The organism is Streptomyces sp. NPDC046900 (assembly GCF_040644975.1).
Taxonomy (GTDB): domain Bacteria; phylum Actinomycetota; class Actinomycetes; order Streptomycetales; family Streptomycetaceae; genus Streptomyces.
Map to the genome: position 1 here is coordinate 12,638 of NZ_JBEYXD010000022.1, position 14,322 is coordinate 26,959.

The 14,322-nt window shown below is 67.7% G+C and carries 13 protein-coding genes; 6 read left to right on the forward strand and 7 right to left on the reverse strand.

The features are described from left to right. Positions 1-83: 83 nt before the first annotated feature. Positions 84-1,421 carry an ATP-grasp domain-containing protein gene (locus tag ABZ904_RS22200; protein ID WP_361825195.1) on the forward strand — a complete coding sequence of 446 codons (1,338 nt, stop codon included), beginning with the start codon at positions 84-86 and terminating at the stop codon, positions 1,419-1,421. On the opposite strand, the gene ABZ904_RS22205 is transcribed toward ABZ904_RS22200, so the two are convergent. The 4 genes from ABZ904_RS22205 to ABZ904_RS22220 all read right to left on the reverse strand — a co-directional run bounded on the left by ABZ904_RS22205 (position 1,396) and on the right by ABZ904_RS22220 (position 5,748). Next, the gene (locus tag ABZ904_RS22205; RefSeq protein ID WP_361825197.1) at positions 1,396-1,767 is read right to left on the reverse strand and encodes a hypothetical protein; all 372 of its coding nucleotides are present in this window, start codon (positions 1,765-1,767) and stop codon (positions 1,396-1,398) included. The two genes, ABZ904_RS22200 and ABZ904_RS22205, sit on opposite strands and share 26 nt — an antisense overlap. A gap of 39 nt (positions 1,768-1,806) precedes the next feature. Beyond that, positions 1,807-2,859 carry a cellulase family glycosylhydrolase gene (locus tag ABZ904_RS22210; RefSeq protein ID WP_361825198.1) on the reverse strand — a complete coding sequence of 351 codons (1,053 nt, stop codon included), beginning with the start codon at positions 2,857-2,859 and terminating at the stop codon, positions 1,807-1,809. 135 nt (positions 2,860-2,994) lie between these two features. Further along, on the reverse strand, positions 2,995-4,449 hold the full coding sequence (locus ABZ904_RS22215; protein WP_361825200.1) for a Wzz/FepE/Etk N-terminal domain-containing protein: 1,455 nt from the start codon (positions 4,447-4,449) through the stop codon (positions 2,995-2,997). A gap of 75 nt (positions 4,450-4,524) precedes the next feature. Next, entirely contained in the window at positions 4,525-5,748 is a 1,224-nt protein-coding gene (locus tag ABZ904_RS22220; protein WP_361825202.1) for a hypothetical protein, read from the reverse strand. 595 nt (positions 5,749-6,343) lie between these two features. Here ABZ904_RS22220 and ABZ904_RS22225 point away from each other — a divergent pair. After that, positions 6,344-6,511: a hypothetical protein gene (locus tag ABZ904_RS22225; RefSeq protein ID WP_361825203.1), complete on the forward strand. Its 168-nt coding sequence runs from the start codon at positions 6,344-6,346 to the stop codon at positions 6,509-6,511. A 239-nt stretch (positions 6,512-6,750) separates the two neighbouring features. On the opposite strand, the gene ABZ904_RS22230 is transcribed toward ABZ904_RS22225, so the two are convergent. Together ABZ904_RS22230 and ABZ904_RS22235 are read right to left on the reverse strand one after the other, a co-directional pair. Continuing rightward, positions 6,751-7,218 (reverse strand): hypothetical protein, encoded by a 468-nt coding sequence (locus ABZ904_RS22230; protein WP_361825205.1) that lies wholly within the window; start codon positions 7,216-7,218, stop codon positions 6,751-6,753. Positions 7,219-7,256: 38 nt separating this feature from the next. Beyond that, the gene (locus tag ABZ904_RS22235) at positions 7,257-8,324 is read right to left on the reverse strand and encodes an alkene reductase (protein ID WP_361825207.1); all 1,068 of its coding nucleotides are present in this window, start codon (positions 8,322-8,324) and stop codon (positions 7,257-7,259) included. Positions 8,325-8,551: 227 nt separating this feature from the next. Between ABZ904_RS22235 and ABZ904_RS22240 the strand changes: the two genes are divergently transcribed. After that, positions 8,552-9,088, forward strand: a complete 537-nt coding sequence (locus tag ABZ904_RS22240) for a MarR family winged helix-turn-helix transcriptional regulator (RefSeq protein WP_361825209.1) — start codon at positions 8,552-8,554, stop codon at positions 9,086-9,088. A 297-nt stretch (positions 9,089-9,385) separates the two neighbouring features. Then, a complete protein-coding gene (locus ABZ904_RS22245) occupies positions 9,386-10,354 on the forward strand; it encodes a YrhB domain-containing protein (RefSeq protein WP_361825211.1) in 969 nt (322 codons plus the stop codon). A 544-nt stretch (positions 10,355-10,898) separates the two neighbouring features. On the opposite strand, the gene ABZ904_RS22250 is transcribed toward ABZ904_RS22245, so the two are convergent. Further along, the gene (locus ABZ904_RS22250) at positions 10,899-11,624 is read right to left on the reverse strand and encodes a class I SAM-dependent methyltransferase (protein ID WP_360997053.1); all 726 of its coding nucleotides are present in this window, start codon (positions 11,622-11,624) and stop codon (positions 10,899-10,901) included. A gap of 585 nt (positions 11,625-12,209) precedes the next feature. On the opposite strand from ABZ904_RS22250, the gene ABZ904_RS22255 reads away from it, so the two are divergent. Then, a complete protein-coding gene (locus ABZ904_RS22255; protein ID WP_361825214.1) occupies positions 12,210-13,412 on the forward strand; it encodes a hypothetical protein in 1,203 nt (400 codons plus the stop codon). A gap of 434 nt (positions 13,413-13,846) precedes the next feature. Continuing rightward, positions 13,847-14,128, forward strand: coding sequence for a PH domain-containing protein (locus ABZ904_RS22260; protein ID WP_361825216.1), 282 nt, complete (start codon positions 13,847-13,849; stop codon positions 14,126-14,128). The last annotated feature ends 194 nt before the right edge of the window (positions 14,129-14,322 follow it).

A 14,322-nucleotide genomic window follows, 5' to 3' on the forward strand; every position in this document is an offset into this window, starting at 1 on the left:
AGCCGATCGGAATTCTTCCAGTGGCCCATTGGTGTGGACGTTCCCCTCAATCAGACCATCGGCTGAAGGAGCAAACCCCGAAAATGCCCGCCTTCGACACCCGAGTACCGGCGCTGCTGCTCCGGCTGGACCCCAATCCCTTCCATCACGGCACTCTTGGCGCCATCAGATCGCTTGGGCGTGCCGGTATCGAGGTCCACGCCGTGGTCGAGTCGCTGCACAGCCCGGTCGCCTTCTCCCGCCACCTGCACCGTGCCCACCGCGCGCCTGAGGATGCGAGCCTGCCATCAGTACTGCGGACGCTGCGTCAGATCGCCGACGAGATCGGACGCCCCGCAGTCCTCATCCCCATGGACGACCTCAGTGCCATCGCAGCGGCCCGGCTCGCCGAACCCCTCGCCGGCCGCTATCTGCTGCCCGGCCAACCGCCCGCGCTGCCCGAAAGCGTCGCGGACAAGGCGGAACTGGCGAAGATCTGCGCGTCCCTGGAGATTCCGCATCCGGTCACCGTTGTCCCGGACAGCGCCTGCCATGCCACCTCCGTCGCCCGGGATCTGGGTCTACCGGTGATCGCCAAGTGGAGCCGTCCCTGGCTATTGCCCCAGGCGTCGGGGCTGCGCAGCGCTCTGCTGGTGAGGTCGCCGCAGCAGGCCGGGGAGCTGTACGGGCACCTCGAGCGGGCCGGCAGCAGGCTGCTGCTGCAGAGCTATCTGCCCGAAAGCCCGTCAGGCGACTGGTTCTTCCACGGCTATGCCGCGGGAACGGGCGCCTGCCTTGTCGGCGGGTCGGGTCGCAAGGAACATGCCTGGCCGGTCGGCGCCGGCCTGACGGCCATGGGCCGGTGGCTGCCCAACCCGGAGGTGGAGCGGACCGCCGGCCGTCTGATCGCCGCTCTTGGCTACCGGGGCATCTTCGACCTGGATTTCCGCCTCGAACCGCTGACGGGCAGGTACCACCTGCTGGACTTCAACCCCCGCCCCGGCGCCCAGTTCCGGCTGTTCACCGACGCCCAGGGCCTGGATGTCGTACGCGCCCTTCATCTGGACCTGACCGGCCGGCCAGTGCCGCCGTCCGTCGCCGCGCCCGGCCGGCTCTTCGTCGTCGAGCACTACTGGCTGCTGTCGTTGCTGGCGTCCCTGTCGGCGCAGCGCCGTCGACGTGCGGGAAGCGAGGGCCGCGTACCCGGTATCGAGGCGGCCTGGTTTGCCGCGGACGACCCCCTGCCCTTCCTCGCCATGGCCGCGGGCTGTCTCCGCCGCGGTGTCGTGAAAGGCCTCAGCCTGCCGATTCGTGGCGAACGTTCCAAGCTCCCGCTGCCCCGACGGTCCCCGCGCCCCGAACCACGCCCGTCCGGGTCACCGCACGACGGCAGCGGGGACGACAACAGCGCTTCCCTCACTCGCGTGACCACAGAGAAATGAGCATCTGCCATGTACGACCTCGTAGTCGTGGGCGCCGCCCCCACGAACTGTCCACCGTGTGGGCGATCGTCTCGCACCACTCGCCCCTCTTGAAGTCGCTGAGCCTGTCGGTGTCGGTGATCAACGCCCGACGGTGGGCGAGGAGTTGGGTGCACATGTGCTGGTCGCGCATCGCTGATTCAGGGTTGTGGCAGATGATGTCGCTGATCCGCACTCCCCTGACGCACATGTTCTCGGCGTAGCAGCCCTGCCGGGGCGGCGACGCCCCGGCAGCGGTGCGGTGTTTGTCCTTCCACCCACCGTCACCGCCCGCCACGCGTGCCACGTCGGGTGATGGAGCCGCCATAGATTCCAGTGACGGCCGGTCCGGTCTGGAGAGCGGTCGTCAGCGCATCGCCTTCATGATGGCGTCATAGGCGGGCTTATGAGTTCCGTCGTCGTAGATGATCCCGTGGGAGCCAGCCTCCCGGCCTCCGTCGTCGGCCGTGTCCTGCAGCGCGTAGTACAAGATCACCACCGGTGCCCCCTTCTTGAGCGAGGCGATGACCCGTGGCATGTAGGTGCGCTGATCCGTCTCGGAGCTGCAGCTCCGGCAGGTCGAAATACCGATTTCCCCGATACTGACCGGTTTGCTGTAGTGCGTCCTCAAAGTGGCGATGCGGGCACCGAGTTTGTCGATCTCACCGCTGTCCGTGCCCGGGTAGACGTCGACGGTCACCATGTCGAGTACCGGTGCCAGAACGTCGAAGTAGCGGAACCATTCGGCTTGTTGCGCGTCGTTCATGGGGTAGCCGCTCGCGTTAGTGGTGACCTTGACACGCGGGTTAGCCCGGTGGATCACGGCGCCCGCGGTCTCGATGAGCGTCTTCATCTGCTGCAGGTAGGAGGAGGACAGCCCATTCGCATGCAACGGCTTGAACTGGCGGAAGTCGCTCCCGTCGGCCTCGTTGAACACCTGCCAGACGTCTACGTCGTCCCGGTAACGCTGAGCCAGGAAGGTCCAGTAGTCCCTCGACACCTTCACGTAGTCCGCGAAAGTGAAGTTCTGCGCCCAGTCGGGGGCGCCGCTGGTCACCAGAAAAACGTGCAGACCCTTAGAACGGGCGTATGACAGGGCCTGGTCGTAGGCGGCCAGCCCCTGATTGGACCACGTGATTCCGTCGACGCTCCCACCGGTGGAGACCACCCAGCTGGCAATCCCGATGCGAACCCAGGTCTGGCCGTTCGCGACCAGGTCGTCCACATTGGCCTTGAACCGTGCGACATCACTGCTCGAGTGGCTGTCCCGGAGGCCGGCGTTGAAGCCGAATTCCGTTGCCCCTCCCGGCGAGGAAGCTGGCGGACTGGCCTCGGCGCCGCGGACGACGAGGACCGCCACCACGGCGGTGAGGACTACCAGGACGAGCCCGCTCCCCAGGAGGGCACGTGTGCGGGTCAACGCGGCCAGGGGCCGCCCTGTGCCGTTGCGGTCGCTTTCCTGAACTACCAAGGTCCCTCAACTCCGTCCGAGAAGGGGGCGGCCTCGCTGTGCTTCGCCGCCTGTTCGCCGGATCTTTCAGTGGCACGAATGAGACTAGGTGCGGTTCCCGGTCGTGGCGGTCGACCGACCGCTGCGCCTGCCGCCCTCCATGCGGTCGCCGAAACCAGTTTCCTGGCGCGCGGCGGGCAGGGCGTGGGCCGGCTCGGCGGCGGTGCTCCCGTCGGCCCCGGCGCCGTACGGGCCTCGGCCCGGGGGTGTGAAAGTCGTGACGACGCCGAGGATCCGAGCGTGGGCACGATCCAGCAGCTCCCGGCTGCGGGTGATCTGCGGCGAGGTGGTCGCCTCCCAGCGCGTGCACAGCAGTACTCCGCCGGCGAGCCCCGCCAGATTAGCGGTGTCGGCGCCCCGCAACAGTGCCGGGGAGTCGAGGACGACGACCTCGTACTGGTTCACCAGCTCGGCGAGCAACGTGGCCATGACCGGCCCAGACAGCAGCTGGGTGGGGTTGCGCGGCGGGGTACCGGCGCCCAGGACGGCAAAGCGGCCATCAGCGCTCTGCAGCGCCTGCTCGACCGGCATCTGGCCGGCGAGGACCTGGGCCAGTCCACGGTCCTCGGCCAGCCGGAGGAGGGGGGCCACACTGGGTGAGCGCAGGTTGGCGTCCACGACGAGCACCCGGCGTCCGGACTCGGCCAGTGCGCGGGCCACGCTGAGCGCGGTGGTCGTCGTCCCCTCCCCCGGGTTGGGGCTGGTGACCAGCAGCGCGCCGGGCTCGGCCTCGACCATCACGAAGCGCAGGTTGCTGGCCACCACCTGCACCGCCTCGGCGAACCGGGAATGCGCCACCGCGCTGAGTGGGCGGCGCGCCGCTCTTGCGTCCTTCGGGATCAGGCCCAGCACGGGGGCCCCCGCAGCCATGGCCGCGGCCACATCATTGCGCACCCGCTTGTCGAGGCGGTCCCGCATCACCGCGACGATCATGGCCACCACCAGGCCGACCAGTGCACCAACCTCCAAGTCGAGCGGCAGATTGGGCGAGGACGGGCGGGTAGGGAGCGTAGGAGTCTCGGTGACCGTGATCCTGACCGGGGCGTGGCTGATGGAGGTGACCCCCTCCACCTGCCGCACCAGTGCGTTGAACTGCTGGTCGATACCCTGGGCGATGCGCAGCGCCCGCTGGGGCGACGCGTCCGTGACAGTGACGTTGATGATCGGGGTGCTCGCCACCACCGAGGGGACGATCTCCTTCGAGACCTGATGCGGGCTCAGGTCCAGGCCCAGCGACTTGGTCAGCCGCACGGCGAACTCCTGCGAGGTCAGCAGTTCCACGTAAGCCGTGGCCCGGGCAAGCGACAACGTGTTGCCGGCCGCGGCTGCGGTGACGTCGGCGGCCGCTCCGCTGCTGCTGATGAACAGCTGGGTGGTGGCCGTGTACTCCGGAGAGCTTGCCTTCGCCACCCCTGCCCCGACCCCGGCGCCGAGCAGCAGCCCCACAAGCAGGACGGCCCAGCCCCGGACGAAGCTGCGCATGTAGTCGATCAAAGTCACGGTTGTCCTCTCACATCTCACAGCGACGCTCTCGATCGCCATCGCCACGAATCAGTCGCACCCACGCCAGGGCCTCTAATCGGCCCTCGCCGCTCGCTCGCTGCGACGGGTGAGTCCTCCCTGTAGGCCGGCGGCCCTGGGGCGGACAGCGGACGGTGTCCGCCCGCTCCAGAGCGGTCCGGGCCGGGATGGTCGGAGTAAGGGCGATCCCGTCCATCCCAACGCCGCTGTGATCACCAGCGGCAGAACCGGCGACAGGTGCTTGAGATAGGAGCCGTAATCAGGCTCGAAGTAGCTTTGCGTGGTCAGAAACGCGATCGCCAGCATCGCGCAACGGATCGCTCGGTCGTCAGGGGGCGCGTGTGCATGCCGGCAGAGCAGGCTGTCCCGCGGGCCGAGGACGGCGATGCCAAAGCACAGCCAGATGCACGCGATGAGCACCAGGTAGCCCAGGTAGAGAGGGGAGGCTTGGGCAGCCAGGGGCGTCGGCACCACGAACTGTGCGAGCGTGACAAGGTTCTCTGCGCTGTCGGCCACGGGCCCGGAGCCGAGAGACACCGGGGCGATCGCGGTGACCGCGTCCGCCGAGCCGGATCTGTCCAGGTTGACCGTGGTCCGCTCGGACTGCAGGGGCGCACCGAACATCAGCGGGGCCACGGTCGTGGCAACCACCGTAAAAACCACCACCGTGAGCAGCACCAAGCGCCGGTCGGTTCGCCACCTCATCAGCAGCCGAAGTGCCAGCCAAAGCCCAAGGACGAGGAACCAGTACTGCCGGAGGAACACGGCGTAGAGCAAGCCGGCGACGACGACCAGCAGGTCGCCGCGCCAGCCGCCCGGAGCGAGCAGGACGACGAGCATGACCGGCAACACCCACACGTCCTTGGAAAACTGGCTGAGGTAGACGCTGGCCAATCCGACGTAGACCACCACGAGGAAGACAGCGCCGAGGGTGAGCCGTCCGCGGGCACGCCGCAGCGACGCCCACAGTCCCAGCATCGCCAGGACCAGGCCGAACACGCCGGCAGCGAACACGGAGCGGGCCAATCCCAGTGCCCTGTAGAGCTGGCCCACGTTCAGGAAGCTGGTGTCGTTCAGCGGCGCGTACTGCCCTGTCGCGATGCTCTGCAGGGTGATGCTGTCGAAGAAGTACTTGGGCGGGAGCAGTTGGTGCGCGAGAAGCGCCAGCGGCACCATCGCCAGGCAGCCCAGCGCGCAGAGGTCCGTCAAGCGCCCGTTCGGTTGCGTGGGAAGGGAGTCGCGCAGGTCACGCAGCTTCAGCAGCACGGAATTCGTCATCCGTGCTCACCACGCGCCCCAAGTACCCGGGGCGCGCCTCTACGCCGCTTCCGCGCGGCGCGCAGCCATCCACACCTGCGCAGAGGAGGGCGCGAGGCAGCCGGCTCAGCCATGGACACGAGAACCATCATCACCTCGTTGTACAGGCGGAGTGCCCAACCAGGCCCCTAGCCACGGGTGGCTCGCGGGGAAATCACCCGTAGGAGTAGATTTGGAACCGTCAACACGCACTGGAGGCTCCGGACTGACTACTTTCAGGCACCGCGATCCGGCCTGCGAGCGGCCTGCTCCGGGCGTGCGCGGGCCAGGACGGCTCAACTCCTGGAGAGTCGGGGGCTGATGCTCGCACTGGAGAAGACGCACACCACCCACGTGGACAAGGGTTTTGGCTTCCTCGACTTCCGTAGCCAGCGAAGGCCACGGGAGGCAATGACCCCGCGCGCCTACACCTTCATGTCCAAGGCCAACCTCTGTGCGGTCAACCAGAAGGTTAAGGTGCTGACTCGACGCAACCGGCTCAACCTTGCCCTCGTGCGAGTCCTGATGGCGAACAATCCGATCCTTCGGGCGTCGCCACTACTTTCAGCACGCGGCGGTGAAACGGACCCTGCACTACCTCACCTACACGTGGTGGCGGGTAATGCGGTGGCTCCGGGCCAAGCACCCAAAGGCGAACTGGAAGTGGTTCACGGAGCGTTCCTGTGGCAAGGACAAGATCTCGGCTGCAGGCGTGGTTCCCTGCCGTCCTGACTCGATGCGGTGACACGCCACCGATACCGGGGATCACGGCATCCCACGCCGAGAACGCGGAGATGCTGAACGCGTAGCAAGCCCACACCGTATGCCTGTGGAGAGCCCGCTGCAGGGACGACTTGTACGCCCGGTTCGGAGGGCGCGGCGGAGAAACGGGCCGGTTCGAAAGACCGGTACCGCGCTCCGCTCCGAGCTTACCTCGAGCCGTGTTCCTATGACTTCCGCCCGATGCGGCGCACGCATGAGCGGTCACGGAGCTCCGGTATCTGCGGACGATGTGATGATTTTCGTCCGGTCCAAGCGGGCGGCGGAACGAACCTTCGCCTCGGTCACGGGCTTCATTGAGAAGACCCTGAAGCCGAGGTTCCGCAGGTGATGTACCCGGATGGTCCGCGGAGTTGGGGGTTGACCTGCGGAGACGCGCCGTCGGCTGGTGGGACGGCGCGTATCTACGGCCGTTGGTTCGTGCCGGTCAGCGGCTGGCGGGGTGTGCTGGTAAATCCGTGGCGGTGGGGCGAGCTTGAGGGCATCGAGCAGGTCGCGTTGAGGCTTGGTGATCTCGGTGCGCTGCTGGAAGGTGCCGGCGGGGCCGGCGAAGGTGCCGAGCTTGATGCGGTCCAGTTCGCGGCGCAGGGTCGGCCAGGTCTGCCCGGTCCGGGTTTCGGCGATGTGGGCCAGCAGGGTATCCGGGCCCCGGCCGGCGCCATTGCCAGGCACCGCCGGGACATCTGGGCTCGCCTGTGCCGGCGAAGGGATCAGTCGAGGGCGGGGTAGTCGGTGTAGCCGCGCTCGTCGCCACCGTAGAAGGTGGCCGCATCCGGGGTGTTGAACGGGCCGCCCTCGGCAAGGCGGCGGGGCAGGTCGGGGTTGGCCAGGAACAGCGCGCCGAAGGCGATCAGGTCCGCCAGCCCCTCCTCGACGAGGACCAGAGCGTCGTGGCCGGTGACCTGCGGGTGGGTGAAGGGGTTCAGGACGAACGCCGAGGGCCACGCCTGCCGTAGCCGCCGGGTCAGACCTCGGTCCGAACCTTCCAGAAGGTGCAGGTAGGCCAGGCCCAGCGGCGCCAACCGTGCCACCAAAGTCTCGTAGACCTCGGCGACGTTCTCCTCGGAGATGTCGTTGTAGGGATTCCCGGGAGAGATGCGGAAGCCGAGCCGTTCACCGCCGATGGCGTCGGCCACGGCCGTGGCGATCTCGACAGCGAGGCGGATGCGGCCCTCGATCGAGCCTCCCCAGCTGTCGGTGCGCTGGTTGGCGTTGACGGAGAGGAACTGGTGGATCAAGTAGCCGTTCGCGCCGTGGATCTCCACCCCGTCGAATCCGGCGGCGATCGCGTTCCGGGCCGCAGTGACGAAGTCGGCGATCGTCTCCGCGATCTCCTCCTCGCTCAGTTCCCTGGGCACCACGAAGTCCTTCGGACCCTCGGACGTGAAGACCTGCCCCGCGGCGGCCACGGCCGACGCACCAACCGGCACCAGGCCGTCGGGAAGCAGGCTGGGGTGGCCGACACGCCCGGTGTGCATGAGCTGGGCGAAGATCACTCCGCCGCGGTCGTGGACCGCCTGGGTCACCGGCCGCCATGCGGCGACCTGGGCCTGGCTGTGCAGGCCCGGGGTGTCCGGGTAGCCCTGCCCGACCACACTCGGCTGGATCCCCTCGGTGACGATCAGCCCGGCTGATGCACGCTGTCCGTAGTACACGGCCATCTCAGGGGTCGGGGTCGCGCCAGGGCCGTAGGCGCGGCTCCGCGTCATCGGGGCCATCGCGATCCGGTTCGCAAGCTTGGCGCCTGCCAGATCGAACGAGTCGAAAGCAGTGGACATTGACTGACTCCTCCATGGGTCGGGCTAGGGATGCAGGCACGGCCGACATCACCCATTCATTGCTCGAGCAACAAAGTCGCGAGCACAGGCCATTCCTCGCGTCACCTGTGGCATGGATCACGGTTTCAACACGCCCCGACAGGCAATGGCGGCTTTGGTTGCCTGGGCAAGTAAGATGGATGGACGCATCGCGCCTCTAATCTGCGTCAGGGACGAAGGAGTCACCCGTGGCCGACGAGCCCGCCCCGCCGCCCACGGCACGCCGGTCGCCTTCCCGTGACGTGACTCCTCCGCCCAGCGGCACACTTCCCGCGACGGCGCGCAGTGGCCCCCTCAGCCACGCCGTCTTCCGCACCACCCGCCTCCACCGGGCAGCGGCCGCCCACCTGCTGCGGCCAACTGGCCTCTACACCGGCCAGGAGCTGTTGATGATGCACCTGTGGGACCACGGACCGCAGACCCAGGCGGAGCTGGCCCGCCTCCTGGACGCCGAACCCTCCACCATCACCCGCATGGTCAAGCGCCTGGAGCAAGGGGGCTTCGTCCGCCGCCACCCCTCCCCCACCGACCGGCGCGTGATGACCGTCGAAGCCACCACCGCCAGCCAGGCCCTCCGCCGCCAGGTCGAGGCCGCTTGGGAGGAGTTGGAACAGACCACCGTTGCCGGCCTCACCGACGCGGAGCGCAACACCCTGACCACGCTCCTGCGCAAAGTAGAGGACAACCTCACCCACGCACTTGGCTCCTGGGACCCGAGGGAATGACCGGCTACCGCTGGACAGCGCGACGTGGCGCGTGACCACGCACCCATTCCTAGCCGGCTCCGTCCCTCGACGCAGCCCTGCACAGCGGCGGAGCTGCCCACCCCTCCGCTCGGGAGCCAACAGCCACGGGCGCACTGCGCGTGCAGACGCACTCCGCGGTGCGGGCCGACGGGTGCGCTCCTGGCGAGCACGGCGTGCGGAGCCATCCAAATCGGCGGTGGATCAGATGAGTTCGGTCGTTGGTGTGCGAACGAAAAATCCTTCGCGATATCCGACGGGGCGGCCGATGCTGTCAGGATGATCGAGCGTGAGTTCGCCATGCGGCTGGTCGAAGCGCAGTTGGAACGCAAGTACCGCAGGGAGCTGGCGGTATACGGCGACAGCGTCCGTGTGGCAGTGACCGACGCCAGTGAGCACCCGCTGGGCTGGATGATCTCCTGGCAGTCCGAGGAGTACCTGCGCACACAGGACTCACGGCACGCCCTGGCAGGCAACGGTCCCTACTTCGTGGACAAAGAGGACGGCAGCCTCCACGAGATCCCGGTGGTGGATGCCGTGACCGGCGCCTGGGAGAGCGATTACCGCAGCCGTGTGAAAGGGCAGCAGCTGCCCGAACCGGTCGATGCCCTGCACGCCGAAGTCCGATCCATCACCGAAACTCATGGCAAAGTCCACGCCCTGCGCCTGCTGCGCCGACAGGTCCCGGCCTTCAGCATCCGCGACGCAACCACCTGCACTGCCGCGCTGCAGGCCGGCCTTGACCCACCCGCCGACCTGATCGCTGCGGCCCGAGACGCCCTCCCCCGCCCCACTCAGCCTGCGGCTTTCGGCGTACAGACCATCACCGGCCCCAACCCACCGATGACTGCATCTTTCCCCGCCCCCGTCCTGACGGACTATGCCGCGCATCGCCGTCGGCAGACCGCGCAACGGTGTGTCCACAGATTCGTGGGCGACTTCCGCGAACTCCGCACAGACGCCCCTGATAACCCAAGCATCCATGAGGCCGCAGGGCTGGAGCCACGCGCCCACGAAACGGAAGTGGCCACCTACCTGCGCTCCGGCTCCGTTCTGGCCGCAACAGGCACGATGGGCCACGACATGCTGCGCGACGACGGCACGGCTTTCTGCATGCTCACGCTGCAAACCGACGGAACCTGGTTCTGGTACTCCGGACTGGCCTACTACGTCGAGACGTACCCCTCGCCCTCGACGAGCGCTTTCTCACCCACGCCGCCGCATCCGACTGGAAGCCTCGGCAATTGAGCCTCGCCGAGCTGCTCTCCCTGGAAGAACAACTCACCAACGACGCCGACGCATAGGGCAGGACCTGCCCCTCCCAGGCGTCAGAACCAACCCACTGCAGGCGTGACGTAGACCGGCTCTCCACACGGGCCAGGTCGAATTGAACTTGCTGCAGTGCGGCAGGACAGCAGATCCTGGGCCGGCGGCGCGACAGCGGAAAAGCAGACACGAGCAACGGAACGAGAGGCAACAAGTGGCGGCTGGTCTCGCCCCTCACGCCGGCCACTGGGAAGTCGTCTTCGAGACTCAGGACGAGTCGGAACGGCGTACCCATCTCCATCGGCTGCGGGCCACAGCGAAGTGGATCGACTGGTCGACGACTCGCTTGGACACGTTCTGCGGGCGACTGGCCCAGCCGACCACCTACCGGCTGAGTGTGTTCATATCGGCCCGAGCGCCAACACAATTGATCTCGCGAGGGTCGGGGTGAGTTGGCGCATGCGCCGTGGGCGCGCTCAGCGCCCCTGTTGCCGGGTGTTGATGGCCACTGACGGCCGTGCCTGCATCACCGTCGGAAGAGAGCCGTCCACAGGAAGGATTCGCCAAAGCGCGGGGACTCGGGCGGCTCGTGGTGCATGCGGCGGAGTTCGACCTCCGCCAGATCGGAGAAGATCCAGCGCAGCGACTCCGGGGTGTAGGCGAGGCCGCCGTGGAGGCGAGACGTGCGGTAGTAGTCGGCGTCGTCGAGTTCGGAACCCATCTCGCCGGCAGCGAAACAGGTAAGGGCCAAATAGCCGCCGGGAGCAAGAGCCCTGTCGAGAAGGGCGAGGTAGCTGATGCGACGATGCGGCGGCAGATGGTGGAAGCAGCCGGAGTCGTAGATCAGGTCGTACGGGCCTGTGAGTTCGGTGCCGACAAGGTTGAACGCGTCGCCGCAGTGGAACCGGACCTCGGTCCCCGCCTCACGGGAGCGGTCCTCAGCCCAGGCGATGGCCGCTGGGGAGAGGTCTACGGCATCCACCTCGAAGTCCCATGAGGCGAGGTGAAGCGCGTTGCGGCCCGGGCCACACCCCAAGTCGAGGGCGCGACCGACGGGGATCAGCTCACGTTCGAGGTAGGAGACCAGGTTCTCGTCCGGCTTCGCCACAAAGAACGGCACCGGCTTGGAGCGGTCTGCATAGAAGCTGTCCCACCAGGCGGCCGCGTCAGCCGTCCAGCGGTCGGCCTCCGGTGCGAGCAAGCTGTCCAGGAGGTTGAGCACGTCGTCTACGGTGCGGATGTTCCTGTCCATCCGACCCCCTTTCTTTGTCCGCCGATCTTAGGGTCGGCTGTCACAAAAGCCCAGATCAGACAGCGTGGTTGGATTCCCTGGATGACCGCGTGAGGGGCTCAGACGAAGGCAGCAAGGGCCCCCACTCACGGCTTGGGCGAAGCGCTGCCCAGGCCCCCACCGAAGGCCATCACGGAGGCAATCTCAGCCGAGACGACGCAAGTTTTTCGGCGTTCCACCAGACACGTTCCAGGCCCTGCCGCACCGGTCTTGGCTGTCGAGGGCCAGTTGCGGCGGGAGGCGTCGGGACGGAAACCACACTGTTGATCAGTCCGTTAGGGGTTCTCATGCTCCAGCCGTAGATCGTGACCTTACTGGCTGGGGTGCCCTGGGGCATGCGTACGGCCACCAGTGAGCATCGGTGTATGAAGACAGACGAACAGCTGGTGGCCGCAGGACCACGGGGTCGGCAAGCGCATCACCGCCCTCTCGCCCTGGTGGCAGACTTGCGATCTTACGCACTGGCGCGAGGGGCGTCCGGGGGGCAAGGGGGTGTGGCTTGTGCACGGGCGAGTGCATGACCTGGTGTGGGGGACGGTTCGGGTTGTGGTGGCCGTCGTGCTGCTCGGGTTGGCCTGGCAGATGGCACAGATCGCGGAGCGCGCAGGCGCAGCCGACCTCGCCTTCCGACGCCTGGAGATACACGATGCCGAAGGGCGGGACACGGGCAGTCTGAAGGTGTGCGGGGACCGGTACCAGGAGCCCTTCTGCCTGCGGGCGGAGCACGTCACGGTGGACGACGTGATGCTGAAGCTGAACAAGAAGAGCGGGGCCCGCTACCAGTTCGAGTTCGGCCGGTCCGGCGGGCGCACGCTGGATCTATCGCTGGACGTCGACAGCGAAGACCAGGACGTCGTCGAGGCCGCCAGTGGGCATGGAGAGGCGACCCTGTACTGGTGGCGTGACTCGTTGCGGCTTCTGAAGGTGTCGGCCGGCGGTCACGAGCGGACGATCCGTGCAGCGCACTACCCGGGTTGGGAGTTCACGCCGCCAGCCGCATTCGGCGCGGTCCTCGCCGGGCTGGGCGTGGCCGCCCTGTGGGCGGGGCTGTGGCGGATCGTGCGCGGGGGCGCGTCCCGGTTGAGCTGGCCGTGGCAGACGACGGCGCCGGGGGTGACCTTCACCCTGGCAGGGCTGGGTGGGGCCCTTGGCGCGCTGTTCGCGACGCACTCACACTCAGTCCGCACGGTGGCGTGGACCGCGGGTGCCGTGGGTGCGGTGGGGGCGGTGGGCATGGCCCGCTGGGCCTACCGGTGGGCGCGGCACAGCTTGCCGGAGGTGGAGCGGATAGAGCCGGTTGTGCCGGTGGACGAGCACCGCTTCCCGGGTGTCGTGTACGGACCGGGTCCGTGGAAGGCGCTGTCGATCGGGTGGCTCCGGGCGGGCCCGCAGGGACTCGCCGCTGTGCCCCCCGGACCGGCCCTTGGTACCGGCACCTTCGGAGTCCAGCCGTTCCCCGGGCCGTTGCGGCTGATCCGGGTGCGGACACCGTACAGGGACGACCCGCTGCGGGTGCGGTTCAACGGCTTCCAGCGTAAGTCGGACGGGGTGGATCAGGGGCCGTTCGCGGTCGTTGCCGAGTGCGAGGCCCTGGGCGGACCGGCGCCCGGGGCGCGCGTGCTGATCGGCGCGGACAGGGACGACATGCCCTACGTGCTCGGCGTACTGGCAGACCAGAGGCAACCGGCTAAGAACCCTGCCGACCCTGCTGAACAGCCAAGCGACCCTCAACGACCGTCGTGCACATAGTTCGCATCGAGGGGGGCGCCGTGCCCGCTGGGTGCCCGTTCCGAAAGGACACAGCGGGGAGCCACGGGAAACGACGGGCCCAGTTGCTCTTTGTCCCGGGTCGGAGTCTTGGCAGGTAAGCAAGGGGCCGCATACGCCGTCTTCCAAACTAGTGCTCCAAGCCCAGGCTGGGGCGCTTGACCGGGTCATTGAAACTCCCGGTCAAAGTCGCTGCGCCGACTACGGTGTCCTGTTAGAGCCCTGTTAGAGGTGACGTCGCAACTGTTGCAGGGCGTTGTCTGCGGCGGTACATGGGGGATGTGCAGGAAACCATCAGGATTCCGTGGACAAGTGCGCTCGCGGCGCTGTCGTTTCAGCCGCTGGCCTTGACGGGCTTGGGCGGGGTCGTGGGTTCGCCAGGGGTGATAAGGCCCTGGCTTTATGGGGCCTTGGCGGTGGCGTGGGCATCGCTGACCTGGCGGGCGGTCGCGATGCGGGTCCGGGTCTCCCCCGAAGGTATTCGCAGCCATGGGCTATGGCGCACGCGGTTCGTGCCGTGGGACGACCTGGTTGTGGTGCAGAGCTTCCCCGGGCCCGGCCTGTTGGAGTGCCCGATGGCCATCCTGTTCGACGGGAGTCTGGTGGAGCTCACCGGCGTGTACGGACTGCGCAGCGAGGACGAGTCACGAGTGGACCGGATCGCAGAGCGGCTCAACGCGCTGTGCGACCAAGCATGACCAGGGGGCCGGCACTACTCGGACAGGATGTCGAACTGGCCCGCCGCGTTGAGTGCTGCGCGCACGAGCAGATGTCTCCATCAGCATTCCGGAGCGGGCTGGTCGGACACGCCGCAGCGCGCGAAGAGGGATCCGGCAGTCCGGCGCCCCAGCGGCATTCTGACAATTTAGAAGTCGCGCTCGGATAGGCGCGG

Coding starts and splice junctions, on each gene's coding strand:
- ABZ904_RS22200 (WP_361825195.1), top strand. CDS start 84: ATGCCCGCCTTCGACACCCGAGTACCGGCGCTGCTGCTCCGGCTGGAC.
- ABZ904_RS22205 (WP_361825197.1), bottom strand. CDS start 1,767: ATGGCGGCTCCATCACCCGACGTGGCACGCGTGGCGGGCGGTGACGGT.
- ABZ904_RS22220 (WP_361825202.1), bottom strand. CDS start 5,748: ATGACGAATTCCGTGCTGCTGAAGCTGCGTGACCTGCGCGACTCCCTT.
- ABZ904_RS22235 (WP_361825207.1), bottom strand. CDS start 8,324: ATGTCCACTGCTTTCGACTCGTTCGATCTGGCAGGCGCCAAGCTTGCG.
- ABZ904_RS22245 (WP_361825211.1), top strand. CDS start 9,386: ATGATCGAGCGTGAGTTCGCCATGCGGCTGGTCGAAGCGCAGTTGGAA.
- ABZ904_RS22250 (WP_360997053.1), bottom strand. CDS start 11,624: ATGGACAGGAACATCCGCACCGTAGACGACGTGCTCAACCTCCTGGAC.